We start from the raw sequence: 25261 nt of genomic DNA, 5'->3' as shown, positions 1-25261 counted from the left end.
GGGAGCCACCAACGTTCTACGGGCAGGGCTTGTCCGTCGCAACGCCCGCCAGGGTTAGCGAGAAGCCCCCGGCTTCAGCCGGGGGAGGAGTCACGGAATGGGCGACGAGGTCGACCTTCCCGTCGGGCGAGGTCCTCGCCTTCTCCTCGACGACCTTCCGGAGCTCGCCCGCGATCTCCTCGTTCCCCTTCCTGATCGAGTCGTAGCCCCAGGCGAAGAGCTCGTCCTCGGTGTAGCCGGCGCTGCGGAAGTACTTCTTCATGTCGTCGAACGTCGACGGGTTGCCGCTCCACCCGTGGACGAAGACGACCGGCCGGTGCCCGTCCGCGCGGGCGGCGGCCTGCGCCGGCGGGGGCTGGACCTGGGACAGGACCGCGGCGACCGCGCCCACGGCCACGATCGGGGCGAGGCGGCGTCGCACGGGACGGCGTCGCACGAGGTGCTCGACGCCGGTGCGGCCGGGCGGTGGGAACGTGCGGGAACGGGCCGGTGGCATGGGAACGTCCTCTCCTGGGGCCTGGCCCCGTCTTCCGACTGTCGTCTCTCGTCTCTCGCTTCTCGGTTCTCGGTTCTCGGCTTTCGGATTTCGGCTTTCGGTTTTGCGAGAACCGTCGAACCGATCGTCATCGGCGGACGAACGCGGGGCATCGGTGGAAACCCGCACGATTCCTGCGGTTTTCCCGCAGCCGATCGTGCTGCCGGGAACGGTGGCGGGTTCTTGCGGCCCGGCGGCATTTCTGCGCCTGGCTGCCTCCGGCGCGGCGGTGAAAACATGACGTCCACTCGGGAAATTCACCCTGCACCCAGCCGGAGAGCCGTGATGAATCGCTGTGCCAACGGAAACCCGGCACCCACGGGCCGGCCCGGCCCGCGGTGGTCCGTCCAGGCCTGGAGCCTGGTGGGACTCGGCTACCTGGCCGCCTTCGGCGCCGCCACGGTGGCGGCCCTCTACACCCTGGCCGGGCGGGCGGACCGGCTTCCCGGCTGGTTCGTCGACGTCTACGACGGATTGGTCTACTCCGGAGTCCTCGTGGCGGCGGTCGCCTTCCTCGTCGGCCGTCGACGGCTCGGGCTGAGCCGGACCGAGCTGGGGCTTCCGCCCAGGAGGGAGGCGTTCTCCGCCCGCTCCCTGGTGGCGGTGGCCGCGGCCTATCTGGTGATGCGGATCGCCTTCGCCGTCCTCGCCCTCCTCCCGCAGCCGGAGTCCGCGAAGGCCTCGGAGGTCCTGAACACCGGTATGGGCACGGGCAGGATCCTGCTCTGGTCCGCGACGGCCGGAGTCGTGGAGGAAGCCCTGCTGCTCGCCCTCCCGGTCGCCGTCATGACCCGCATGCGGTGGCCGTGGCCGGCCCAGCTGGCGGTCCTGGTCGCCCTGCGGTTGCCCTTCCACCTGTACTACGGCGTCCAGTTCCTGGCCCAGGCCGTGATCTGGGCGGGAGGCCTCCTGTTCGTCTACCGCCGGTACAGGGTCCTCTGGCCGTTCGCGCTGGCGCACTTCCTCTACGACACGATCAGCCAGTCCCTGTACGGGAGGGCGAACCCGCTCCTGGGAGCCGCGCTGCTGGTCCTCGGCGGGTTCTCGATGGTGTGCGTGGCCAGAGGCCGGTTCGGACGGACGACGTGAAGGCCGTCGCGCAGGAGCCGTCCCGGTGAAGCGGCCCGGAGGCGGGCGCACCCGCCTCCGGGGCCGTGACGGTGGATCAGCCGCAGCCGCGCACTCCGGGGCCGCCACCGGGTCCGGCCGCCTAGCGAGGGGGCACGGCCAGACGGCACCAGACGTGCTGGTGGCCGTCGTGGAGCCGGGCCGCCCCGCACTCCAGGCTGAGGGCGGCGACGATGCCGAGGCCGCGCCCCCGCTCCCGCAGCCCCTCGCCGGGGAGCCGGCGCCCGCCCGCGTGGAAGGGGTGGTCCCGGCCGAGGTCGTAGACGCCGACGATCAGGCTGCCCGGAGCGCGGGGCTCCGAAGGGAAGACGTCGAGGCACAGCGCGTCCAGGCGCCCGCCGTGTTCGGCGGAGTTGGCGGCCAGTTCCGCCACGACGAGCCCGGCACACGCGATGACCTCGCCGTCGCAGTCGTGGGCCGCTAGCCACGCGCACGCGAGGCGCCGGGCGTCGCGCGAGGGGGTGGTGCCGAAGGCGTGCCGGCCCCACGTGACGGCGTGTCGGCGCCGTGTCTCCCAGGAACTCCAGGACATGGGATCCATTCCCTTCCCTTGACGGACGATCGGGACAACGCCAGTCTTTTCGACCGCACCCGATTCATCCAGGGGCAGATCTGCCAGGCGCCGGAAACATGCCGCCGGAAACATGGCACCGATTCCCGGAGCGGCGGGATTTCGCGGACCGGTGTCGTCAACGGTCCTGGCAGACACGGGAGATGCCCTGAAAGGATGGTTCGTAACCTGGAAGGGAAATTCGAAAAGAGACGCACGGGGTTTTCGGGCGGGAAGTCACCGGCCGCCACGGCGCCGGTCGCCGTCCGCGGCGGGGGAAGGGGAGGGCCCCGGTGCCGCCGGGCGGTCGGCGAAGGCCGCCCGGTAGTCCTTCGGGGTGACGCCCACGATCTTCCGGAAGTGGTGCCTGAGCAGGGCGCCGTCGCCCATGCCGGTCTCGTGGGCGATCTCCTCGATGTCCAGGGAGGTCTCCTCCAGCAGGTGCCGGGCGTGCAGGACCCGCTGCAGGGTCAGCCACTTGTGCGGGGTGGTGCCGATCTCCGTGCTGAAACGGCGGGCGAGGGTCCGGGGCGACATGCGGGCCCGCTGCGCCAGTTCCGCCACGCTGTGCCGGGCGCCGAGGTTCTCCCGCATCCAGCCGAGCAGGGGCTGGAGACTGGCGCCCGGGTCCTCGGGGACCGGCAGGTCGACGAACTGGCGCTGCCCGCCCTCCCGGTGGGGCGCCACCACCATCTTGCGGGCGATCGCGTTGGCCGCGGCGGAGCCGAGCTCCCGGCGCACCAGGTGGAGGCAGGCGTCGATGCCGGCGGCCGTGCCCGCGCTGGTCAGGACGGTGCCGTCGTCGACGAACAGGACGTCGCCGTCGACCCGCGCCAGGGGGAAGCGGCGCGCGAAGGCGTCGACGTAGCTCCAGTGGGTGGTGCAGCGACGGTGGTCGAGGAGACCCGCGGCACCCAGCACGAACGCCCCGCTGCACACCGAGAGCAGGGTGGCACCGCGCCGGTGCGCAGCGCGCAGCGCGTCCAGGACGGCCGGCGGGTAGTCCTCGCGGATCGTGGCGGCGGGCACCGCCACCAGATCGGCGTCCCGCAGCGCCTCCAGACCGTGCGACGGGATGACCCGGAACCCCGCACCGGTGGACAGCGGCGCGCCGGCGTCCTCGCCGCACACCCGGAAGTCGAACGGCGGCACGCCCTCCGGGGAGCGGTCGACGCCGAAGACCTCGCAGAGCACGCCGAACTCGAACGGGGCCACTCCGTCGACGAGCACGACGGCGACGGTGGTCAGCACGGCACCGGCCCGCCGCCGCGGGAGCGGGGCCCGCGCGCCGACGGGTGCCGGCGGCGGGCCCGCGCGGGTGCCGTGCTACGCCGCACGGTGGTAGAGCTTGGCCGCGACGGTCCACCGCTCGCCCACCTTGAGCAGGTTCAGGTAGTCCTCCATGGTGTTCCCGAACAGGCGCAGCCGGACCTTGATCAGGGCCATCTCGGGCGACAGGACGTCGATGAGGAGGATCTCGTCGTGCCGCGGCGCACCGGCCTCGGCGGGCGACTGCCGTCCCTCCATGACCGCCCGGTACGCGGCGCGCGGGCGCACCACGACCTCGCCGTCCTGTGCCGAGTACAGGACCGAGTCCGGGTGGAAGACCCGTTCGAACAGGTCCATGTCCTGGGTGTAGAGGAGGTCGAAGTAGTCCTTCAGCAGGCCTTCGATCCCCGAGCTGTCAAACCTCGCCCTGAAGTCGTTCACGGTTTCCCTTTCGTCGAGGACCGGCCGCACGGAGCGCGCCAGGGGTCCGCCGGGCGACGTACACGAAGAGTCTTCGCCTTCCCGGCCTCCTCCACCAGGGACGACAGCACCGTTCGCCCACAAGATCCTGCCAACCCGGACGAGCCGTGCGGCCCGCCACCGCACACCGGGGGCCCGCCGCCGCACCGCACGTCGGGGGCACCGCACACCGGGGGCCCGCCGCCGTCCGGCAGCGGGCCCCACGCGCGCGGGTGCCTTCACGCCGCCTTGGGTGCGACGATGTCCGCCTCGGCGGCGGCGCGCTTCACGGCCTCGCAGCCCTTCTGTGCACCCTGCCTGGTCGGGTAGGACTCGCCGACCGCGACGATCTCCCCGTTCCCCGCCTTGAGTCGGAACCTCCACTGGTGGGCCTTGTCCTCGTAGACCTCGAAGTGTGCGGCCATGCCGTCCTCCTGCCGGTGCTCGGGGCACTGCTCCTTCCAGCCTGCGAGCAGGCCGCGCGTTCGGCATCCCGGCTACGGACGGTGTGGCCGGCGGGTGTCCGGGTGGCGGTATTTTGCGGGGGAAGCGGCGTTCCCGTGACTCAGCGCTACCAGGTGCCGCCCAGGCGGGAGTGTCAGGCGAGCGCGGACCACGGCCGTCCGCCGGACGGGCGGAAGCCGACCAGCTGGAACTCGACCGGCAGTGCCCCGTCCGGCAGGTGCCGTTCCGCGGAGAGCACCTCGTGCTCCAGGCCGAGCTCGTCCGCGAGGGCGCGCAGGCGGGGCCAGTTGCCGATGCTGCTGAATCCCGGGGTGAGCCGGCCCTGCCCGGTCAGGTGGCGGGGTGCCCGTGCCCGGTAGGCGCTCGGGACTTCCGGCAGCCCCCGCCGGCATGGGCCGGGCGGCGTCAGCCGCCGTTGCCCAGGCCGCGGTCGGGGGCGCTCATGTCGCCCGTCCGGGGGATCCCGTCGGCGATCCCGTAGCGCAGGAACACCGTGCCCGTGGGGCCGGCCACCGGCGGTTCGAGGAGCGTGACGTTGGTGGGCACCGCACCGGTGTCGAACACCTTCTTGCCGACGCCGAGCACGATCGGGTGCACCCACAGGTCGAGCCGGTCGAACAGCTTCTCCCGCAGGAGGGTCTGCACCAGGTCCAGGCTCCCGACGACCTTCACGTGCTCGTGCCGCTCGCGGATCCCGCGCACCGCGGCGACCAGGTCCGGGCCGAGCTGCGTGGAGCCGGCCCACGGGAGGTCGGGCTCGCCGCGGGAGGCCACGTACTTCGGCACGCTGTTGAAGAGCCCGGCGAACGGGCCGCCCTCCTGCTTCGGCCAGTACGCGGCGAAGATGTCGTAGGTGCGCCGCCCGAGCAGGAGGGCGTCCGTGCCCTCGTACGCGGCGGCGATCTGCGCGCCGGTGGTCTCGTTCAGCAGGGGCGCCTGCCAGCCGCCGAACGGGAACCCCTCGGGGTCCTCGTCGGGCCCGCCGGGCGCCTGCGCGACGAGGTCGAGGGTCGTGAACAGCTCGATGTGGATGAGGCCCATTGCCTTGCTCCCGATGAGTGGGTCGTGCCGGTCGGTCCGGTCGGGATGCAGACCCGCGGCCGCCGGGAAACTCATCGCTCCGACGGCAACCGGTACTCCGCGTCGCGGATCGCTCACGCCATGCAATCATGCGCCGGCCGCAGGCGGACGACTGTGCGGATCGGCACCGCGCGGAGCCCCCGACTGTGCGCTCGCGCACCGGACGCCCCCGGCGGCCGACCTAGATTCGACGGCGGTCCGCGGGGCAGGGCGCGGGCCGGCTGACGCAACGTCCGGCTGGAGGGGATTCGATGCTCAAGGTACGCGCACTGGCACTGGCGGCGGTCGCCGCGGGATCGCTCGCGCTCGGGACGGCCACCGCCGCACCGGCGTCGGCGACCACGACCGACGTCTGCCAGGAGTGGTGGGACGGCAACACCTACGGCGCCATGTGCCCCCGCTCCGACAGCCACATCGTCTTCCGGGCGATGGCGGTCTGTCAGAACGGCGAGAACGTGTACGGCCCCTGGAAGCCGACCGGCAGCGGCCTGTGGAGCTACGCCTACTGCACCAGCGTGAACTCCTCGCTCCTGGACTACTACCCCCAGTTCAAGTAGGAGCCGACGGCAACGCCGATGGGGCCCCCGGGGTTCCCGGGGGCCCCCATCGCCGCTCAGCTCGCCGGGCGGTCCAGGACGGCCCCGACGATCCGCACGAGCCGTTCGCCCGCGTGCTCGACGCTCCGGTTCTGGGCGCTCACCTGGGCCCCTTCGAGGGCGAAGGTGATCTCCGCGGCCGCCCCGTCCGGGTCGGGCAGCCCGGCCCGGACGCACAGGTCGGCGAGGCGGCGCAGCTGGCGGGCCTTGTGGGCCTCGATCAGCCGGCGCGCGGGGTGGGTGCGGTCGGGCAGTTCCGCGATGGAGTTGATGAACGGACAGCCCCGGTGGGAGATCCCGGGGAGCCCGTCGGCGATGAACCGGGCGATCCCGAGGATCTGCGCCCGGGGGTCGTCGGGGTGGGCGGTCTCCAGCCGGTCGAACGCGGCGGTGTAGTCGGCCGCGACGATCCGCAGCCATTCCTCGGCCAGCGCGTCCTTGGTCGCGAAGTGGCGGTACAGCGCCATCTTGGTGGTCTCGGCCCGGTCGGCGATCGCCTGGACGCCGACCGCCCTGATCCCCTCGCGCGAGAAGAGCTCCTCCGCCGCGTCGAGGATCCGTTCCCGGGGCGGCAGCTTGGCCACCCGGCTCCGCCTGCTGACCCTCGCCGTGTCCGCCGTGTCCGCCATGTCACCCTCCGCCGGTGCGCCCGATGGGGCGTCGAGCCGCCTGGCCGCAATGCTACGGTACCGATCAGTCCCACACGATACCGATCGGTATCGTGCGAGACCTTTCGGTATCGTTTTCCCTGGCCGGATCTGGACGGACGAAGAAGATGAAGCTCTCCGAGTACGCGGACCACGACGGCGTCGCCCTGGCCGCCCTGGTGGCCCGCGGCGACGTGACCGCCGCCGAACTCGCCGCGACCGCCCGACTGGCGTGCGAGGCGGTGAATCCGCGGATCAACGCCGTCGTCGAGACCTGGCCCGCCGAGGACGCGCCGGCGCCGGGCAGCACGCCGCTGGCGGGGGTGCCCTTCCTGGTCAAGGACCTCGCCGTCGCGATGGCGGGCAAGCGGGTGGAACTGGGCAGCCGCCTCGCCGCCGGCAACGTCGCCGCGGCCGACTCCTCGCTCATGGCCGGCTTCCGCCGAGCCGGACTGGTGACGCTCGGGCGCACGGCGACCCCGGAGTTCGCCTACAGCACCACCACGGAAGGCGTCCTGTACGGCGCCACCCGCAACCCCTGGGACCCGGACCGCAGCCCCGGAGGCTCCAGCGGCGGCTCGGCGGCCGCCGTAGCCGCGGGCATCGTCCCCCTCGCGCACGCCACCGACGCGGCCGGCTCCATCCGCGTCCCCGCCGCCGCCAACGGCCTGTTCGGGCTGAAGCCCACCCGCGGCCGGATCTCCATGGGCCCCGACGCGGACGAGGTCTTCAACGGGCTCGCCGTCCACGGCGCCCTCAGCCGCTCGGTCCGCGACAGCGCCGCCCTGCTCGACCTCGTCCACGGCCCCGAGGCCGGCGACCCCTACACGGCCCCGCGCCCCGAGCGGCCCTACGCACAGGAGGTCACCCGCTCCCCGGGCAGCCTCAGGATCGGCCTCCTCACGCAGCCCTGGGGCGGCCGCACGGTCGATGGCACCATCATCGACGCCACCCTGCGCTCCGCACGGCTCGCCGAGTCCCTGGGCCACCGGGTGGAGGAGGTCCGCGTCGATCTCGGCACCGGCTGGGAGGAGTTCGTCCTGGCCAACGCCCGCCTGTGGAGCGCCAACCTGGCGACCTGGATCGACGGCCTCGCCGCAGCCTCGGGCCGGCCCGTCGACCCCACCACCGTCGAACCCGAGATGCTCGCGAGCCACGCCTACGGGCGGGAGGTCAGCGGCACCGAGTTCGTCCACGCGCTCGCGATGCGCAACACCGTCGCCCGCGCGATCGGCCGCTACTTCGCCGAGTACGACCTGCTGCTCACCCCGACCCTGCCCGAACCGCCCGTCCCCCTGGGCACGTACGCCGAGGGTGCGGAGGGCGCCGACGGCCCCGGCTGGCTCCGGCAGGTCTTCCACCGCTCGCCCTTCACCGCCGTGTTCAACGTCGCCGGCACCCCCGCCATGTCCGTGCCCCTGCAGACCGACCCCGCCACCGGCCTGCCCATCGGCATCCAGTTCGCCGCGGGCCACGGGCGCGAGGACGTCCTCTTCCGCCTCGCCGGACAGCTCGAACAGGCCGCCCCCTGGGCCGGCCGGACCCCCGCCGTCTGGGCGGGCGACCACCACGGGGCCTGACCCACCGGCCCGCCCCGCCACGACGGGGATACCCGCGTGACGACCGCATGATCATCGGCGATACTCTTCGCCGGACGATCGGGGGCACGAACCATCACGGGCGCTCCCCGAATCCTGCACATCCGGCGTCACTTCGCCTCAAGGGGGACCATCCGTGACCATTCGTCATCGCGTCGGCCTGGCCGCCGCGGTTGCCGGCTCGGCGATAGCCGGGGCAGTTCTCCCCTCGGTCGCCCACGCGGCCGACCAGAGCGTGCTCCACGTCGACAACGCCTACGGGTCGGCCTGTTCGGACGCCGGGAGCGGGGCGCAGGACCGGCCGTTCTGCACCGTCCAGGCCGCCGTGGACGCGGCGCAGCCGGGCCAGACGGTCCAGGTCGCGACGGGCGGCTCCTACCGTGAATCGGTCACCGTCAGGCACTCCGGGCTCCCCGGCCGGCCGATCGTCATCAAGGCCGACATCCCCTACGGCATGCCCCAGACGATCCTCGGCATCCGTTCCTGGGACGCGGGTTCGAAGCCGGCCGCGCACGCCCTCGTGTTCTCCGGCGTGCACGACGTCACGGTGTCGGGCTTCCAGTTCGAGGCACCGCAGGAGGGCGTGCTCGTCCAGGACGCCGACCGGATCGTGGTGAACCGGAACACCGTCCTCGCCGGCGACCCCGTGTTCAACGGCGTCCCGTCCTCCTACCCGGACCCGGCGCCCGCCGTCCGCATCACCGGGAAGACCACCGCCACCACGGTGAGCCGCACGAGGGTCCAGGGCCAGGGGACGGTCGGCATCGCCGTGGACGCCGGGGTCTCCGGGACGGTCATCACCACCGACCTGGTGGTGGAGGGCCGCACGGGCGGCGTCGTGGCCACCGACGCCCCGGGCACCGTCGTGGCGAGCAACACCTTCGCCGGGAACTGCGGGAACGACGTCCTGCTCGCCGGGAGCTCCTCGGGGGCCGCGGTGACGAACAACGTGATCACCAAGCTCCCCGCGGGCTCCTGCACCGACGAGGCCCTCAAGTCCGCCGCCGGCCTGTCGGTCTCGGCCGGTTCCGTCCCCGGGACCAAGGCCGACTACAACAGCGTCGTGCACGCGGCCGGCGGCGTCGGCTACCTCTGGGGCGGCACCCCGTACACCGCCGCCTCCGACTTCAGGGCCACCGGTCAGGGCGCCCACGACAACGAGGCCGACCCGAAGTTCGGGTTCTACAGCAGCGACTACGCGCCCCGGGCCGTCGAGGGCCTGACGGACGCGGCCGACGCCACCGCGCCGGGGATGCTGGACACCGACTTCTACGACCACCCGCGCGCGGACCACCCGGCGATCGCCAACACCGGTACCGGGCCCGGCTACTACGACCGCGGCGCGGTCGAGCTCCAGGACGACACCTCCGTGCAGCTGTCGGCGATCCCCTACGCCACGGCGGGCCACCCGCTGAACGCCCGGATCCAGACCTTCTACCGGACCGGCTGGGCGCCGGCCGGTGCCAAGCTCGACTTCGGCGACGGCAGCACCCCGGTGGACGTGAACCCGGGCAGCGGCCTGGAGCTCGACCACGACTACCCGGCGCCCGGCACCTACACGGCGACGCTCACCGCGACCAGCCGGACCGGCCTGGTCTTCACCGGCATCGCCAGGTTCACGTTCGCCCCGGTGGGCGCCCTCCGGCTCAACCCCCAGGTGAGCGTCGCCGACCAGGCCACCGCCCGGGTCGCCTTCCACGACGCCACCTCCAGCCCGTGGCCGGTCGCCCGCTACGCCGTGGACTTCGGCGACGGCACCGCCCCCGTCGTCACCGACGGCCGGACCTCCCCGGACGGCCTGACGCACGACTACGGCGTCGGCGGCTACTACACCGTCACCGAGACCGTCACCGATGACCACGGCCGCCAGGCCACGGTGTCCGTGCAGGCCTCCGTCCCGGGCCCGCAGGCCGGGACGCCCTTCACCGGCTACCTCGGCGGCCCGGCCACGCAGGTCGGCCTCTTCGACAACGGCCGCTGGAACATCGACTACGGCAAGACGACCGGCCACGTGAACGAGCGCCGGGCCTTCGGCGAGCCCGGCGACGTCCCGGTGGTCGGCGCCTGGGAGAACACCTGCCAGTGCCAGCTGGGCATCTACCGCCCGAGCACCGCCACGTTCGGCCTGCAGCTGCGGGACGGGTCCGTCACCGCCGTCCGGTTCGGCGAGCCCGGCGACGTCCCGGTGGCCGGCGCCTGGGATCACAACGGCCACGACCAGCTCGCCGTCTACCGCCCGGCCACCGGCACCCTGGCCGTGCGCCACGACGACACCAGCGTGACGACCCTGCAGTTCGGCGGGCCGGGTGACCTCCCGGTGGCCGGCGACTGGGACGGCGTGCACCACGCTCAGTTCGGCCTCTTCCGTCCGGGCCGCAGCGCCGGCGAGCCGAACACCTTCCTCCTGCGCCACGACGACGGCAGCGTCTCCACCGCCTCCTACGGCGTCGCCGGCGACCTGCCGGTGGTCGGGGACTGGCAGGCCGCCGGGCGCACGACGTTCGGGATCTTCCGTCCGGGCAGCCACGTGTTCGCCCTGAGCAACGCCTACGTCGGCCGGGGCGACACGGTGTTCACGCTCTACGTCTGACGTCCGGGCACACGGCGGCCGGGGCGGGTCAGCTGTGGTTCCAGGTCACCTCGAAGGCGCTGCCGGCGCCGAGGGGCGAGGTCGTGGCCAGGACGGTGTGGTCGTGGTCGGCCATGGTGATGTTCTCGGGGCCGAAGTCGCCGATCGGCTTGCCGTTGGCCTTGGCGCCGGTGAAGGCGACGGTGCCGAAGTCGGTCAGCGGCAGCGGCCCGGACAGGGTGGACGGCGCCTCGGCGATCACCTCGGCCGAGGCGAGCTTCGCGCTGGCCAGGGTCTTGTGCTGGACGTGGCTCCAGTGCTGGGTCTCGTCGGTGATCGTCAGGGTGAACCTCCCGGTGGTGGTCGCGGTGACGCTCGCCGCGAAGTGGTCGCCGGGCTCGACCTTGTCCTTGTAGAACACCGGGTACGCCGGGTACATCTCGAACCAGGCGTAGTACTGCGGCTTGCCGCCCACGCAGTCCGCCGAGCTGCCGTTCTGCTCGACCGAGCGGCTGCCGTCGCCGTCCAGGCCCACCCAGAAGCTGGAGTAGGTGTCCTCGGTGGTGCAGTGCGCCTCCGGCTGGACCCAGCTCGCGCTGACGCTGGTGAACTTGGTGCCGGTGGCCGCGTAGCCGGCCCAGTTGGCGCTGGTGCCGTCGGCACGGCCGTCGTGCGGGCCGCCCTGGTGCGCGTCCCCGTCCGGGCGCAGCAGCGGTGCCCGCAGGAGGGCCGGTGCGGCCGGGCCGGCGGGCCGGGCGAGTGCGGGGGTGGTGGCCAGGAGGGTGGCCGCCGCGGCGAGGGCGGCGGTGGCGAGCATGCGGTGGCGGGCTGCGGGCATGGTGCGGTGCTCCCTGGGGACGGGCGGGGGAATCCGGGCTGACGGTCAGTCACTCACGGTAGTTCTGCCGGTGCGTCAGGCGGGGTGACGGGTCTCGGAATCCTCGTGGCTTCACCCGTAAGGCCGGACGGCCAAACCGGGGTCCTTGCCGCATTGTCACTGGTATTGGCGCGAACCATCATTCATCCGTGGAAGCCGTTTCGGCCGACCGCGAGCAATCGGCAAAGGACTTGACGGACCATCACTCGTACACAGTATTTTTTGCGACGACAGGATGTGGGCGTTGCCACTCCTTGACCCCGGCTTGCGTCCATCCGTGGTCCGGGGGTGGTGTGGCCCGTCGCCGGTGTTCCGTCGTGCATCCCGGGCCGGCCGCCGGCCGGAATCTTTCCAGAAAATTCTCAATTCGCTTGGGGGAAACAGAAGATGACTCGCAGGACATTATCCTTGCAGCGGATATTCGGTATGGCGGCCGCGGCCGCCTGTGCCGTCGCCGCCTTCTCCGCCCCGGTGGCCGGTGCCGTCACCGGCCCCGCGGCCGCCGACGGTTCTTACGCCTACACCGCCAAACTCACCATCGGCGACAACGCGCGCGCCTGCACCGGCGCCCTCGTCGACCGGTACTGGGTCGTCACCGCCGCGTCGTGCCTCGCGGACGACCCCGGCCGGCCGCAGGGCCTCGCCGCGGGCGTGCCCAAGCGCAAGGTGACCGTGACCGTCGGCGACAAGAGCGCCGACGTCGTCGAACTGGCGCCGCGTCAGGAGCGCGACCTCGTCATGGCCCGCCTGGCCCTCCCGCTGAACGGCATCGCGCCGCTCGCCGTCGCCACCACCGCGCCCGCTCCGGGCGAGAGCCTGCGGGTGCCCGGGTACGGGCGCACCGCGGACGAGTGGGTGCCCGCCAAGCCGCACACCGGCCTGTTCGGCGTCGACGCCGTCCAGCCCACCGGCGTCACCGTCACCGGTCAGGGCGGCGCCGCGATCTGCAAGGGCGACACCGGTGCCCCCGTCGTCCGCGAGACCGGCGGCAAGGCCGAGCTCGTCGCCGTCGCCTCCCGCTCCTGGCAGGGCGGCTGCCTCGGCACCGACCCCGCCGAGACCCGCACCGGCGCGATCGGCACCCGCACCGACGACCTCGCCTCCTGGATCGGCGGTCTGGTCAACCGCGCCTACCAGGTCGTCAATCCGGCCAGCGGCCGCTGTCTCAACGTGTCCGGCGCGGGCCCGTGGACGAACGGCAACCCGATCGTCCTGTGGGACTGCGTGCCGGGCGCCGGCAACGAGGCGTTCCAGCTGAACGCCTCGGGCCAGCTGTTCAACCCCGCGAGCAACCGCTGCCTCAACGTGTCCGGTGCGGGCCCGTGGGCGAACAGCAATCCGATCGTCCTGTGGGACTGCGTGCCGGGCGCCGGCAACGAGACGTTCCAGCTGAACGCCTCGGGCCAGCTGTTCAACCCGGCCAGCAACCGCTGCCTCAACGTCTCCGGCGCGGGCCCGTGGCCCAACAGCACGCCGATGATCCTGTGGGACTGCGTCACCGGCCAGGCCAACGAGACGTTCGTCCTCGCCTCCGCCGACAAGCAGGCCGCCGGTCCGACCGCCGCGCTGCTCAACCCGGTGAGCGGACGCTGTGTCGGCCTCTCGGGCACCAGCGCGACGTGGGGCAACTTCACCCCGGTCGTCCTGTCCGACTGCGTGCCGGGCGCGGCCAACGAGCAGTTCCAGCTGACCGCCTCGGGCCAGCTGCTCAACCCGGCGAGCGGGCGCTGCCTCAACGTGGCGGGCGGCGGCCCGACCTGGGACAACAGGACCCCGATCATCCTGTGGGACTGCGTGCCCGGCCAGGGCAACGAGACGTTCCGGATGACGGCCGACGGCCAGTTCCTCAACCCGGCCAGCGGGCGCTGCCTCAACGTGTCGGGTGCCGGCCCGGTCTGGGACAACGGCACGCCGGTCATCCTGTGGGACTGCCTCCCCGGCGCGGGCAACGAGAAGTTCGCGTTCGCCGCGTAAGGCACGGACGGTGGGGGGGGGGGGCCGGCGCCCCCCCCCCCCCCCACCACCGTGTCCGCGGGAAGCCGCCGCCGAAGCCGAAGGGGCCCCGCCGGGCACGGGCCGGCTCAGGACGCGGCCAGGGACTCCAGTCCGTCGAGGCTGTCGTCGGTCACCTTCGCGAGGCCCGTGCGACGGGCGAGGGCCAGGGCCCGGGTCCAGCAGTCCCGGGCGGCGCCGGTCCGTCCGGAGCAGGCGTGCACGGTGGCGGTCGTGTGCAGGGCCACGGCGGCGGCGCTGCGGTCCCCGAGCGCCTCGGCGGTGGACAGTGCCTCGGCCAGGGCCTCCAGGGCCTCCTGCTCCCGGCCGAGCGCGGCCAGGGACGCGCCCAGGCCGGTCAGCGTCGTGGGCACCACGGAGGGCAGTTCGCGGCGGAACACCGCCCCTGCCGCCCTCCGCCCTGTCTCTCTCCCGCCCGCCGTCACCCCGGACACCGGCTGGGGCGCCTGAGCGCGCCGAAGGACCCCGCCCGCCCGCACGGCACCCGCGGCTACGCGGGCACCGTGCGCAGCAGCGCGTCCGCCAGTTCCCGGGGGCGGCTGAGCGCGGCCAGGTGGCCGCCGGGGATCTCCTCGATCTCCAGGCCCAGCCGCTCCCGGACGATCCCGCGCTGGAACTCCAGGGGGAAGAAGCGGTCCTCCCGCCCCTGGAGGAAGTGGGTCGGCACCCGCGGCCAGCGCGTCAGCGGCCACGGCTGGGCGAACAGCGCGGAGGGCGGCGGCGAGCCGCCGGCGGACAGCGCCTCCTCGGTCACCTCGGCCGGGACGTCGTGGAAGAAGTCGGTCCGCAGGTCGAACCCGGGATCGGGGCCGCGCCCGGTGGCCGCCGCGTAGTCGGAGCGGGCCTCGGCCTGGCCGGTGTCCTCCCACCACTGCCCGGCCGTTTCCCCGGGGGCCGGGACCATGGCGTTGAGCAGCACCAGCTCGGCGACGGGCACCGGCAGCCGCCCGCACACCAGCGGAGCCGAGAAACCCGCGAGGGACTGCGCCACCAGGACCAGGGGAGTGGCGAGGCCGGCGTGCCGTTCCACCGCCGAGACGATCGCCTGCGCGAACTCCTCCAGGCCCGCCGAGTCGTCGCCCGGCAGGTCCATCGTGACCACGTCGTGCCCCCGGTCCCGCAGCTCGGGCACCAGCCGGTGCCAGAACCAGGCCCGGCCGTCGGCCCCGGGAACGAGTGTGAAGGTCGCCATCGCGGTCCTCCTCCTTGCGGGTCGCACCCGCACGCCTCCTGCGTGCCCTTCGACGCTATCGGGCGCCACCGACACCGGCCCGGCCGGCGGCGACCGGGACGAATTGCCGAGGTTGTCCGGGGTGTCGGTGAGGGGCGGGCAATCCGTATTGATGTCCGATTCACAGCATTCACCCGGTTGGCTGGATTCATCCTGCGGCGTTATCGGGATTGGTCTTGACCATTGCCCGGCGTGCTTGGCATGCTGGCAACGGCCGTAACCGATCATGGGTTCACGTGGTTCACGTGGTTCGGGCCGTGGATCGGTTATGTGCCACATTGTGAGACGGGGGACGAATGGGCGAGTGGTCGCCGGGGGCGGCGCGGCACGGCCGGTGCCGCGCGGTCGAATGACCGTCGAATAGTCCGTCTCGCGATCCGAGAACCCGTTGGTGCTGGTCGAGGGCAGTGGAAATGCCCCGCCGAGGGCACCGTTGCAAGCTTTTGCGGTATCCCCCCACATTTTCCTCCGTGGTGCACCGGGCTGCCGAAAAGCGCGGTGGGCCGATTTCGCCTGCCCGCTTTTCCGGCCGCCTCCCGCATGCGTATTTGGTGGATTGCCAGAGAATTGGAGGTCTGCGTCAGACGTGCAAGGAAATCTGATCACCCAGGAGTCCGTGGCGGTCGCCGACGCGCCCCGGGGCGCGTGCGCGGGCCGCGCCGACGAGCTGTGGGCCCGGGTGGCCCTGCCGCCGGCGTCGCCCGAGCCGCCCGCCGAGCCCGTCGCCGCCCCGGGCCTGCGCCGTGCCCTGGCGATGGTGGACGAGGGCGTGTTCACCAGTCGCGCCAACCGGGCCTGCGGCTCGTACGTGGCGCGGGCGGTGCCGTCGGCCGGGGCCGTGTACCCGTACGAGTTCGCCGTCCTCGCCGTGGAGGACGGGGTGCCGACGGCCTACCGGCTGGACGCCGACCGCCGCATCTGCGCCCGGCTGGCCGCGGGGGAGCGGGTCGCCGCCGCGCTGGCGGCGTCCGCGCTGGCCGTCCCGGACGACGGCGGAGCCCTGGTGGTCACCCTCACCCGGCCCTGGCTGTCGATGCGCAAGTACGGCGACCGCGGATACCTGTACACCCAGCTCGACGCGGGCCACGCGGCCGCCAACCTCGTCCTGGCCGCGGCCGGCCGCGGGGCGCGGGGGACGCTGCGGCTGCGCTTCCCGAGGGAACCCCTCTCGGAGCTGCTGGAGGCGGGCGAGAACCACCGGGAGATCCACTCCGCGGTCCTGGTGCCGGCCGCCACGGACACGGCGGGCGCGGCCGACGGGCCGTGGACCCGCTGGACGGTGCACGACAGCACCGACCGGGACCTGCGCGGGCCCACCTGGCGGTCGTGGCTGGAGAGCGCGTGCTGGGACTCCCTCGCCGTGTGGCCCGAGCACCCCGGCTCTCCGGCACCCCGCACCGCGCCCGCTCCACTGGCACACATCCGGACCGACCGTCGGACACCGCCCGGCGAAGGCGGCCTGGGGGACCGGAACGGATGGCCGGAGCTGATCGGGACGCGCGTCTCCAGCAAGGCGTTCACCGGCGAACCCGTCTCCGCCGACGCCGTCTGGCGGGCGGTCTCGGCCCTGTCGACACCGCTGGAGACCGACCTGCCCGGCATCTCCCCGCTGTCCGCGACCCTCGTCCTGCGCTCGACGACCGAGCCCGGGCGGGACGCGGTGTACCGGCTGGACACCGGTGAGCGGCAGCCGGGCCGGCTGCCGTCCACCGACGAGGTGGCCCGGGCCTGCATGCAGCAGCGCGCCCTCGCCGGGGCCGGCGCCGTCCTGCTGCTGCACGTGCCGCGCACCTCGCTCGCCGGCGCCGGCTCGGCCGCAGGCGCCGAGAGCCTGCGCGAACTCGCCTTCCGCTGCGGCGCGTTGGGCCAGTTGCTCTACCTCGGCGCGAACCGCGCGGAGGTCGGGGTGACCGCCATCGGCGGCTTCGACTCGCCGCTGTGGCGCACGCTGGCGGGGCTGCCGGAGGACGACGAGATCCTCTACGCCCTGCTGCTCGGCCGCCCGGACGACTCGGGCGTCAAGTTCGACCGGCTTGCCACCGCGCACGCCCAGAACGAGCGGTGAACCCGATGAACCCCGTCCTTCCCGGTGCCCTCACCGAAGTCCTCGCCCGCCACGGCGACCGCGTCGCCGTCACCGACGCGGGCGGATCGCTGCGCTACGCCGAACTCGCCGACCGGGCCCGCGCCGCCGCGGAGCGCATCGCCCGCTTCGACGTACCGGACGAGCGCGCCAGGGTCGGCCTCTACGCCACCAACTCCGTGGACTACGTGGTCGGTTACCTCGCGGTGCTGTTCGCCGGCGGCGTCCCGTTCCTGGCCGACTCGGCCTTCGGGCCGTTCGAACTCTCCCGGATCGCCGAGGACTGCGGGCTGGACCTGCTGATCCACGCCCCGGGCGCGGACGTCGACGCCATCGTGGACGAAACCCCTCAGGGAGACGGCGAGTTCGGCGCCCTCACGGTCAGCCGGGTGCGCCGCTCCGAGACCCCCCGACCGCAGCTGCTGGACGACACCGAGGTCTGCCGCTTCACCTCCGGCTCCACCGGACGGCCCAACTGCATCGAGTTCTCCGGCGCGGCGGTGTCCGCGGCGGCCGCCAACTGGGTCGAGGGAACCGGCCTCTCGGCCGAGGACCGGATCGCCTGCTTCGCCGCGCTCTCCAACGGCCTGGCCTTCAACACCTCGCTGCTGGCGGCCTTCCTGCCGGGCGCCTCGCTGCACCTGTCGCACGGCCTGCCCACCGCCACCCGCGTCGTACGGCTCCTGGAGAACACCGCCGCCACCCGGCTGGTGGCCTTCCCCGCGCTGTACGAGTCGATCGTGCGGCGCGCGCCGAAGGAGGGCTTCGCCGGCGTGCGCACCGCGATCTCCTCCGGCGCCCCGCTGCGCGAGAGCGTCCGCGAGGAGTTCACCCGGCTCACCGGCGTGCCCGTCCACAACTACTACGGCGTCGCCGAGACCGGTCCGCTGACGTTCGCCGCCGACGGCGCCGGCAGCGGGCTCGGGGCACCCCTGCCCGGTGTGCGGCTGCTCGCCCCGGAGGAGGGCATCCGGGTCCGGAGCGAGTCGATGGGCTCGCGCTACCTCAACGCCCCCGGCGTCTTCGAGGAGCGCGTCGACGCCGAGGGCTACTACCGCACCGGCGACCAGGGCCACCTGGTCGACGGCGCGCTCCACCTGACCGGACGCACGAGCCGGCTGGTCAACGTGGGCGGGCGCAAGATCGACCCGATCGAGATCGCCGAGGTGCTGCGCGGGGCCCCCGGAGTGCTGGACGCGGTCGCCTTCGAGGCCGAGAACCAGCACGGCGAACCGACCCTGGCCGCCGTCGTCGCCGTCGAACCCGGCGTCACCGCACAGTCCCTGCGCGCCCACTGCGCGGCCACGCTCCCCGCGTTCAAGGTGCCCGGAATCCTCCGCCCGGTGGACAGCATCCCGGCGAACTCGATCGGCAAGCCGTCCATAGAGCGCCTGCGCCGGCTGCTCACCGAGCCGTCCCCCGGCAACTGACCTCCAAGACCCCAAAGAACCCCACGACCCCCAAGACCCCTTACGAGACACAGGAATTCCCCATGGACAACACCGCCCTGCGCGCCAAGATCCTCGAACTCGCCATCGCGGCCGGGGACGGCAGCGTCTCCGCCGACGAACTCGCCGGCGCCGACTACTCGCTCCGCGACGTCGGGTACTCCTCGCTCTCCTACATGCGCCTGATCGACAGCATCGAGAACGAGGTCGGCGTCTACCTGGACCCGGAAGCGCCCATCGAGCACTACGAGTCCATCGACTCCGTCACGGCCCTCGTCGTCGCCAGCGGCATCGGCGCCGATGCCTGAGGCCCCGACGCCCGGGACCCCGACGGCCGGCCAGCCCCGCCCCACCATCGGGATCGTCGGCCTCGGCCGGCTCGGCTCGGCGCTGAGGTCGCTCTGCGAGGCGGACGGGACGAGGGTCACCCTCACCGCCACCCGCCGCGGCGGCTGGGCCGCCGAGGCCATCCCGGACGTCCTCGTCGACGCCAGCGCGCCCGACGCGCACCCCGAGGTCCTCGACTACTGCGCCACCCGCCGGGTCCCGCTCGTCGCCTGCGTGTCCAACCTGACGGACACCCAGTGGAAGGCGCTGGCGGAACTGGCCGAGGAGGTGCCGGTGGTCCGGGCCACCAACCTCGCCTTCGGCCACTACCTCCAGGTGCGCATCGCCGAGCTCACCGCCGCCCTCACCACGGGCCGCTTCGAGGCGACCACCACCGTCCGGGAGCGCCACCCGCTCGGCAAGGCGCACCGGCCGAGCGCCACCGCGCTGGCACTGGCGGACACCTGGGCGCGGGCCGGCGGCCCCGCGGTGGCCGACATCTCCGACGAGCGGGCCGGACTGCCCGTCAGCGAGCACGAGCTGACCCACACCTGGGACGGCGAGGCGCTGCACGTGCGCCACCACGTCGGCAGCTGGACGGTGCCCGCCCGGGGCGCACTGGCCGCCGCCGCCTGGGCCCGCACCGCGCCCCCCGGCCTGGTCACCATGCGCACGGTCTTCGATGAACTGACCGCCCCCACACACCCGACCGCCCCCACACACCCGACGGGCCCGACACACCCGACGACCCCGACCGCGAGGAGCGCGACATGACCACCGCCGAACCGGTGCCGCCGACCCCGGCCGAACGCCGGCTCGTCCTCCAGGTGGCGACCGGCGCCCGGATGCTCTCCCTCGACGGCCACGACGACTTCAACCAGGGCCAGATCTCCGCCCGGATCCCCGGCCGCGACGAGTTCTTCATCAAGAACGCGCTGGTGGGCTTCGACGAGGCCACCCCGGAGAACGTCGTGCGCTGCCCGGTGGACCACACCCTGCCCGCGCCGCCCCTGGCCCCGCCGGAACTGCCGCTGCACCAGGCCATCTACCGGGCCCGCCCGGACGTCAACGGCATCGTCCACAGCCACGCGCCCCACACCCTGCTGTTCGGCGCCACCGACCTGCCGATGCGCCCGATCTCCCACGACGGCGCCTACTTCCGCGACCGCATCGGCCTGTTCACCGAGACCAGCAACACCGTCCTCGACATCGAGACCGGCGACCACATCGCCAGGGACCTCGGCGAGCACCCGGCCGTCCTGCTGCGCAACCACGGCGGCGTGATCGTCGGCAAGAGCGTGCGGCACGCGTCCGTCTTCGCCCAGGTGCTGGAACGGGCCTGCCGGCTCCAGCTGACGGCCGAGGGCACCGGCGTCCCGTACACCTGGTCCACCGAGCGGGACGTCGCCGCCAAGCAGGACTTCATCTACGCCGACCTCTCCGTGCGCTCCTACTGGGACTACGCCGTCCGCAAGGTCGCCCGGCACTGGCCGGAGACCGCCGCCTGGGGCCTGGCCTGACCCAGGGCGCGCCCCAACCCCGCCCACCCCACCCGAACACCCACGGAGGTCGTCCGTTGAAGGTCCAGCGCATCCTGCCCACCGAGGAGGCGGCCGATCTGCTCGGCCTGGTCCGGGAGATCGCGGCCGGTGAACTCGCGCCCCGCATCGCCGAGTTCGAAGCGGCCCACGAGTTCCCCCGGGAGATCGTGCGCACCCTGGGCAAGGCCGGGCTGCTGAGCCTGCCGTACCCCGAGGAGTACGGCGGCGCAGGCCAGCCCTACGAGGTCTACCTTCAGGCGCTGGAGGAGATCGCCTACCACTGGTTCGCGGTGGCCGAGGCGGTCAACGTGCACAACCTCGCCTGCTTCGGCACCGCCGCCTACGGCACGCAGGCGCAGCGCGAGGACCTGCTGCCCGGCATGCTCAGCGGTGAACTCCTGGGCGCCTACTGCCTGTCCGAGGCGGAGGCCGGTTCGGACGCGGCCTCGCTGACCACCCGCGCGGTGCGCGAGGACGACGGCTACCGCGTCACGGGGACGAAGGCGTGGGTCACCCACGCCGGGCACGCCGACTTCTACAACGTGTTCGCCCGCACCGGCGGCCCGGGGGCCCGGGGCCTGTCCTGCCTGGTGGTCCCCGGCGGCACGCCGGGCATGGTGGTGCACGAGCCGGAGCGCAAGCTCGGCGTGTGGGCCAACCCCACCGCCCAGGTCGGCTTCGAGGACGTCCGGGTGCCGGCCGAGCGGTTGATCGGCCGGGAGGGCAAGGGCTTCCTGATCGCGATGGGCGCCCTGGACTGCGGCCGGCTGGGCATCGCGGCCTGCGCGGTCGGCATCGCCCAGGCCGCCGCCGACTACGCGGTGCGCTACGCCAAGGAGCGCCGCCAGTTCGGGCAGCGGATCATCTCCTTCCAGGGCGTCGGCTTCATGCTCGCCGACATGGCCACCCAGATCGCCGCGGCTCGGGCGCTCACCCTGGCCGCCGCCCGGCTGAAGGACGCCGGCCGGCCGTACTCGCTGGAGGCGGCGAAGGCGAAGCTGTTCGCCACCGACGTGGCGATGAAGGTGACCACCGACGCGGTGCAGGTGCTCGGCGGCGCCGGCTACGTCGCCGACCACCCGGTGGAGCGCTGGATGCGCGAGGCCAAGCTGCTGCAGATCGTCGAGGGCACCAACCAGATCCAGCGCATGGTCATCGCTCAGGGCCTGGACTAGGGCTTGTCCTGAAGCCGTCCCCACACCCCCGCCCCCACACCCCCGCCACCACGCACCGCCTCGCACGAGGCAACCGAAGGGAAGTTCGGAACACGATGACCACGGTCGAGGAACGGACCATCACACTGGACTCCGCGAGGTCCGGAACCGGCCCGGCCACCTGGGGGCAGCGGGCGATCTGGGGGGTCGTCACCCGGCTGGGCGACGACGCCCCCCGGTACAACCTGCGGCTCGACCTGCCCCTGACCCCGCCGAGCCCCGCCGCCCGCGTCCTCGCGGACCTGGCGGAGCTGCTGCGGATGCACGACAGTCTGCACACCCGGCTGCTGCCGGCCGGCGAGGACGGGCTGGAGCAGGTCGTGGACGGCAGCGGCGAGCTTGCGGTGGCGGTGCGGACGTGCTCCGCGCAGCAGGCCCCGGCCGTCGGCGCGGCCCTGACGGAGGAACTGGCGGGCCGCCCCTTCGACCACGCACGCGAGTGGCCCTTCCGGGTCGGCCTCGTGGAGTGCGAGGGCCTGGTCCACCGCCTGGTGCTGGCGGCCTCGCACACCGCGATGGACCTGTGGGGCGAGGGACGGATGCTGCGCGACCTCGCCCTGATCGAGGCGGGGGAGCGCGCCGAGGACCTGCTGCGCTCGCGCCCCGCCCTCCAGCCGCTGGAGGCCGCCGCCGTCCAGGCCTCGCCGCTCGGGCGCCGCCGCGACGAGGGCGCCCGCCGCTACTGGTGCGAACGGCTGGCCGCCGGCCCCCGGCAGATCTTCCGGGAGCCCGCCGCGCCGGAACTCAGGGTCACCGACCCCGGCCGCCTGTTCCCCAACGCGCTGCTGCGCTCGCCCGCGCTGGCCGTGGCCGTCGAACGGGTGGCGGCGGACCTCGGGGTGAGCGACGCCGCGGTGCTGCTGGGCGCGGCCTCCCACCAGCTGGCCCGGATGTCCGGCAGCGGCGACGTGCTGTTCCAGGTGGTCGTGAGCAACCGCTTCCAGCCGGCCGCCGCCGAGTCGGTCAGCACGATGGCGCAGGAGGCGGTGTTCCTCCTCACCGACGCCGACCAGGACTTCGCGGACGCGGTGCGCCGCACCCGGTCCGTCTCCTTCAGCGCGTTCCGGCACGCGGGTTACGACAAGTGGGCGCTGGAGCGGGAGGTGGCACGGCTGGTCGAGCGCGGCGAGGCGGGCGACCACTCGTACTGGTGGAACGACACCCGGGACCCGGGCAGCGGACCGTTCGACACCGTCGAGCGCCCGAATGCACCGCTCGGCGAACTGGCCGCGCGCACCGAACTGAGCTGGCCGACGGACTTCCTGCCCCGTGCGAACGTCTCGATCGCGGTGGACGTGCTGACCGCCCCCGGCGTCCTGGAGCTCGCCATGACCGCCGACCCGGCGATCATCAACCGCCCGGGCATGGAGCAATTCCTGCGCGGCGTCGAGCAGTTGATCGTCACCGCGGCGCTCGCCCTGGGGGAGGAGTGAGCGCGCGCTACGCGGGAATCGCCTGGACGGGCGCGGGCTACGAGGTCGAGGTCGTCGACGGCGCCGGCCGCAGGGCGGCCGAGCCGAGCCGCTGGGGCGCCGCCGAGGTCGCCGAACTCATGGCCTGGCTCAGGGAGTTGGGCGGCTCCAGCCGCGTGCCGGCCGTGGTGCTCGACAGCACCAACGGCCTGCTCGACGGCCCGATGACGGCGGCCGGCCTGGAGGTGTACCGCGCGGACCCCTGGGTGCTGCCGCCCCGGCCGGGATTCGGCTCCGTCCCGGCCGCACGCCTGGCGGAGCAGGCCTGGAGCGCCCCCGGCACGCTGGCACGGGTGACCGCCGAGGGCGGCAGCCTGACCGGCCGCGCCGAGGAGTACCACGAGGTCGTGCGGCAAACCGAGCCGATCCGGACGGCGATGACGGCCGCCGGACGCTGCTTCGAGCACGGCCGCCGGGACGTGGCGCGGGTCGCGCTCACCTTCGACGACGGCCCCGACCCGGTGCACACCCGGCGGGTGCTGGAGATCCTGGACCGCTACCGCGTCCGGGCGACGTTCTTCTGCGTCGGCCACCACGTCACGGCCCTGCCCGACGAGGTGCGCCGGATCGCCGCGGCCGGCCACGAGGTGGGCAACCACTCCTGGTCCCACCCGTACCTGCCGGACCTGACACCGGACCAGCTGCGCGAGCAGCTCGACCGCACCACGGAGGCGGTGGCCCGGGTCACCGGCACGGCCCCGACCCGGTTCCGCCCGCCCTACGGCGCGCTGAGCCCCGAAGGCCTCGCCGCCCTCGACGAGCACCCGACCGCCCTCACGCTGTGGGACGTCGATTCCCGCGACTGGTCCAGACCCGGGCCGGAGCGCATCGCCGCCACCGTCCTGGAGTCCGCCGGCCCTGGCTCGGTGGTGCTGATGCACGAGGGCGCCGGCGACCGCGGCCAGACCGTCCAGGCCCTCCCGGCCATCATCGAGGGCCTGCTCGACCGCGGCCTGGAACCGGTCACCGTCGGGGAGCTCGACCCGCCGCCCGTCACCCGACCCTGAACACCACGACCGACAGCTGGAGCAACGACACGCCATGACAGATCAGTTGGCAGACCACACCACGGCGGCGCCCTCGAAGGCCCCGTCGGCAGGGGAGCAGGTGTCCGGGGAGCCGGCGATCTGGTCCCGCAACTTCCGCTACTACTTCACCGCCCGCAGCGCGGGCCTGCTCAGCTGGGCGATGCTCCCGGTCGCGGTGTCGGCCGGCCTGCTCAGCGGCGGCTACGGCCTGGACACCGCCGGCTACTCGATGGCCTTCCTGGTGGGCCCGTTCGCCGGCCTGGTGCTGTTCGGCGGCGTCCTCGCGGACCGCTTCACCGCCCGCCGCATGATGATCGCCGCCGACCTCGCCAACCTCCTCGCCCACACCCTCCTCGCGTTCCTGTTCATCCACGGCATCGACCACCTGTGGCAGCTGTACACCCTGCTCGTGGTGGCCGGCACCGCCAACGCCATGTTCCAGCCCGGCGCCTCCTCGACCGTCCCCCTCGTCTCCCGCGACGTCCAGGGCGCCAACGGCGTCCTGCGCACCTCCGAGGCCCTCACCGGCCTCGGTGGCCCGGCCCTGGCCGGCGCCCTCGTCGGCCTCGGCGCCACCGGCTGGGTCATGGCCATCTCCGCCCTCGCCTACGCCACCAGCGCCACCTGCCTGTTCGTCCTGCGCCTGGGCGCCGTCCCCGCCCCGCCGGCCGGCGAGAGCCTGTGGCACAACCTCGCCGTCGGCTGGCACGAATTCCGCTCCCGCAGCTGGCTGTGGGGCGTCATCGTCATCTGGATGGTCTTCGCCGTCCTGTCCTGGGGCCCGCAGCTGTCCGTCGCCGCCGGCGTCATCGTCCCCGAGCACGGCGCCACCGCCTTCGGCCTCCTCAACTGCGCCCTCGGCGCGGGCACCGTCGCGGGCGGCCTGATCGCCATCCGCTACAAGCCCGAACGCCCCCTGGCCGCCGGCGCCGCCGCCATGCTCGCCTACCCCCTCTACCCCCTCGGCATCGTCCTGGACTGGCCCGTCTGGCTCCTGGCCGCCGCCCAGCTCGGCGTCGGCGTCGGCATCGGCATCTGGGGCGTCATGTGGGCCACCAGCGTCCAGACCCAGGTCCCCGGCGAGGTCCTCAACCGCGTCCACGCCTACGAAGTCGCCGGCTCCGTCGGCAT

Annotated in this window: 24 protein-coding genes; 14 read left to right on the top strand and 10 right to left on the bottom strand. The window is 73.5% G+C overall.

Annotated features, from left to right (window positions below; translation table 11 throughout):
• Positions 1 to 16: 16 nt before the first annotated feature.
• The gene (locus ACFV4G_RS37175; RefSeq protein ID WP_380446861.1) at positions 17 to 496 is read right to left on the bottom strand and encodes an esterase/lipase family protein; all 480 of its coding nucleotides are present in this window, start codon (positions 494 to 496) and stop codon (positions 17 to 19) included.
• A gap of 324 nt (positions 497 to 820) precedes the next feature.
• Between ACFV4G_RS37175 and ACFV4G_RS37170 the strand changes: the two genes are divergently transcribed.
• Positions 821 to 1624, top strand: coding sequence for a CPBP family intramembrane glutamic endopeptidase (locus tag ACFV4G_RS37170; RefSeq protein WP_380446858.1), 804 nt, complete (start codon positions 821 to 823; stop codon positions 1622 to 1624).
• A gap of 121 nt (positions 1625 to 1745) precedes the next feature.
• Here the strand turns inward: ACFV4G_RS37170 and ACFV4G_RS37165 are convergent, their stop codons facing one another.
• The 5 genes from ACFV4G_RS37165 to ACFV4G_RS37145 form a co-directional block, all read right to left on the bottom strand.
• The gene (locus tag ACFV4G_RS37165; RefSeq protein ID WP_380446856.1) at positions 1746 to 2195 is read right to left on the bottom strand and encodes an ATP-binding protein; all 450 of its coding nucleotides are present in this window, start codon (positions 2193 to 2195) and stop codon (positions 1746 to 1748) included.
• Between the two features lie 255 nt (positions 2196 to 2450).
• Positions 2451 to 3464, bottom strand: a complete 1014-nt coding sequence (locus ACFV4G_RS37160) for a GlxA family transcriptional regulator (protein WP_380446854.1) — start codon at positions 3462 to 3464, stop codon at positions 2451 to 2453.
• Positions 3465 to 3539: 75 nt separating this feature from the next.
• Complete coding sequence (locus ACFV4G_RS37155; RefSeq protein ID WP_380446851.1) at positions 3540 to 3923, bottom strand: nuclear transport factor 2 family protein; 384 nt, start codon at positions 3921 to 3923, stop codon at positions 3540 to 3542.
• 257 nt (positions 3924 to 4180) lie between these two features.
• Entirely contained in the window at positions 4181 to 4366 is a 186-nt protein-coding gene (locus ACFV4G_RS37150; protein WP_380446848.1) for a YegP family protein, read from the bottom strand.
• 445 nt (positions 4367 to 4811) lie between these two features.
• Positions 4812 to 5447 carry a dihydrofolate reductase family protein gene (locus tag ACFV4G_RS37145; protein ID WP_380446846.1) on the bottom strand — a complete coding sequence of 212 codons (636 nt, stop codon included), beginning with the start codon at positions 5445 to 5447 and terminating at the stop codon, positions 4812 to 4814.
• Between the two features lie 290 nt (positions 5448 to 5737).
• Between ACFV4G_RS37145 and ACFV4G_RS37140 the strand changes: the two genes are divergently transcribed.
• Positions 5738 to 6043 carry a hypothetical protein gene (locus ACFV4G_RS37140; protein ID WP_380446844.1) on the top strand — a complete coding sequence of 102 codons (306 nt, stop codon included), beginning with the start codon at positions 5738 to 5740 and terminating at the stop codon, positions 6041 to 6043.
• A gap of 56 nt (positions 6044 to 6099) precedes the next feature.
• On the opposite strand, the gene ACFV4G_RS37135 is transcribed toward ACFV4G_RS37140, so the two are convergent.
• The gene (locus ACFV4G_RS37135) at positions 6100 to 6711 is read right to left on the bottom strand and encodes a TetR/AcrR family transcriptional regulator (protein WP_380446842.1); all 612 of its coding nucleotides are present in this window, start codon (positions 6709 to 6711) and stop codon (positions 6100 to 6102) included.
• A gap of 146 nt (positions 6712 to 6857) precedes the next feature.
• Between ACFV4G_RS37135 and ACFV4G_RS37130 the strand changes: the two genes are divergently transcribed.
• On the top strand, positions 6858 to 8309 hold the full coding sequence (locus ACFV4G_RS37130; protein ID WP_380446840.1) for an amidase: 1452 nt from the start codon (positions 6858 to 6860) through the stop codon (positions 8307 to 8309).
• A gap of 154 nt (positions 8310 to 8463) precedes the next feature.
• Complete coding sequence (locus ACFV4G_RS37125; protein WP_380446838.1) at positions 8464 to 10917, top strand: PKD domain-containing protein; 2454 nt, start codon at positions 8464 to 8466, stop codon at positions 10915 to 10917.
• Between the two features lie 28 nt (positions 10918 to 10945).
• On the opposite strand, the gene ACFV4G_RS37120 is transcribed toward ACFV4G_RS37125, so the two are convergent.
• Positions 10946 to 11734 carry a G1 family glutamic endopeptidase gene (locus ACFV4G_RS37120; protein ID WP_380446836.1) on the bottom strand — a complete coding sequence of 263 codons (789 nt, stop codon included), beginning with the start codon at positions 11732 to 11734 and terminating at the stop codon, positions 10946 to 10948.
• 447 nt (positions 11735 to 12181) lie between these two features.
• Between ACFV4G_RS37120 and ACFV4G_RS37115 the strand changes: the two genes are divergently transcribed.
• Positions 12182 to 13747, top strand: a complete 1566-nt coding sequence (locus ACFV4G_RS37115; protein ID WP_380446834.1) for a ricin-type beta-trefoil lectin domain protein — start codon at positions 12182 to 12184, stop codon at positions 13745 to 13747.
• 107 nt (positions 13748 to 13854) lie between these two features.
• Here the strand turns inward: ACFV4G_RS37115 and ACFV4G_RS37110 are convergent, their stop codons facing one another.
• Positions 13855 to 14166: a tetratricopeptide repeat protein gene (locus tag ACFV4G_RS37110; protein ID WP_380446832.1), complete on the bottom strand. Its 312-nt coding sequence runs from the start codon at positions 14164 to 14166 to the stop codon at positions 13855 to 13857.
• Between the two features lie 110 nt (positions 14167 to 14276).
• Positions 14277 to 14978, bottom strand: a complete 702-nt coding sequence (locus tag ACFV4G_RS37105) for an alpha/beta fold hydrolase (protein WP_380446830.1) — start codon at positions 14976 to 14978, stop codon at positions 14277 to 14279.
• Positions 14979 to 15603: 625 nt separating this feature from the next.
• Here ACFV4G_RS37105 and ACFV4G_RS37100 point away from each other — a divergent pair.
• The 9 genes from ACFV4G_RS37100 to ACFV4G_RS37060 form a co-directional block, all read left to right on the top strand.
• Positions 15604 to 17082, top strand: a complete 1479-nt coding sequence (locus ACFV4G_RS37100) for a nitroreductase family protein (protein ID WP_380446828.1) — start codon at positions 15604 to 15606, stop codon at positions 17080 to 17082.
• Positions 17083 to 17087: 5 nt separating this feature from the next.
• Positions 17088 to 18530 (top strand): class I adenylate-forming enzyme family protein, encoded by a 1443-nt coding sequence (locus ACFV4G_RS37095; RefSeq protein WP_380446826.1) that lies wholly within the window; start codon positions 17088 to 17090, stop codon positions 18528 to 18530.
• Between the two features lie 62 nt (positions 18531 to 18592).
• Positions 18593 to 18856, top strand: coding sequence for a phosphopantetheine-binding protein (locus ACFV4G_RS37090; RefSeq protein ID WP_380446824.1), 264 nt, complete (start codon positions 18593 to 18595; stop codon positions 18854 to 18856).
• Entirely contained in the window at positions 18849 to 19649 is an 801-nt protein-coding gene (locus ACFV4G_RS37085; protein ID WP_380446821.1) for a dihydrodipicolinate reductase C-terminal domain-containing protein, read from the top strand. The genes ACFV4G_RS37090 and ACFV4G_RS37085 overlap by 8 nt, the downstream gene beginning before the upstream one ends.
• Positions 19646 to 20395, top strand: coding sequence for a class II aldolase/adducin family protein (locus ACFV4G_RS37080; RefSeq protein WP_380446819.1), 750 nt, complete (start codon positions 19646 to 19648; stop codon positions 20393 to 20395). The genes ACFV4G_RS37085 and ACFV4G_RS37080 overlap by 4 nt, the downstream gene beginning before the upstream one ends.
• Positions 20396 to 20451: 56 nt before the next feature.
• Complete coding sequence (locus tag ACFV4G_RS37075) at positions 20452 to 21591, top strand: acyl-CoA dehydrogenase family protein (RefSeq protein ID WP_380446817.1); 1140 nt, start codon at positions 20452 to 20454, stop codon at positions 21589 to 21591.
• A gap of 95 nt (positions 21592 to 21686) precedes the next feature.
• Positions 21687 to 23063 (top strand): condensation domain-containing protein, encoded by a 1377-nt coding sequence (locus tag ACFV4G_RS37070; RefSeq protein WP_380446815.1) that lies wholly within the window; start codon positions 21687 to 21689, stop codon positions 23061 to 23063.
• The gene (locus ACFV4G_RS37065; protein ID WP_380446813.1) at positions 23060 to 24109 is read left to right on the top strand and encodes a polysaccharide deacetylase family protein; all 1050 of its coding nucleotides are present in this window, start codon (positions 23060 to 23062) and stop codon (positions 24107 to 24109) included. Before ACFV4G_RS37070 ends, ACFV4G_RS37065 begins: the two co-directional genes overlap by 4 nt.
• 34 nt (positions 24110 to 24143) lie before the next feature.
• On the top strand, positions 24144 to 25261 hold a 1118-nt coding region (locus ACFV4G_RS37060), incomplete at its 3' end, for an MFS transporter (protein ID WP_380446811.1).

This window comes from Kitasatospora sp. NPDC059747, assembly GCF_042732955.1.
Classification (GTDB): Bacteria; Actinomycetota; Actinomycetes; order Streptomycetales; family Streptomycetaceae; genus Kitasatospora.
The sequence above is the reverse complement of the archived record's forward strand: the minus strand, read 5'-3'. Positions and strand labels throughout refer to the sequence as shown.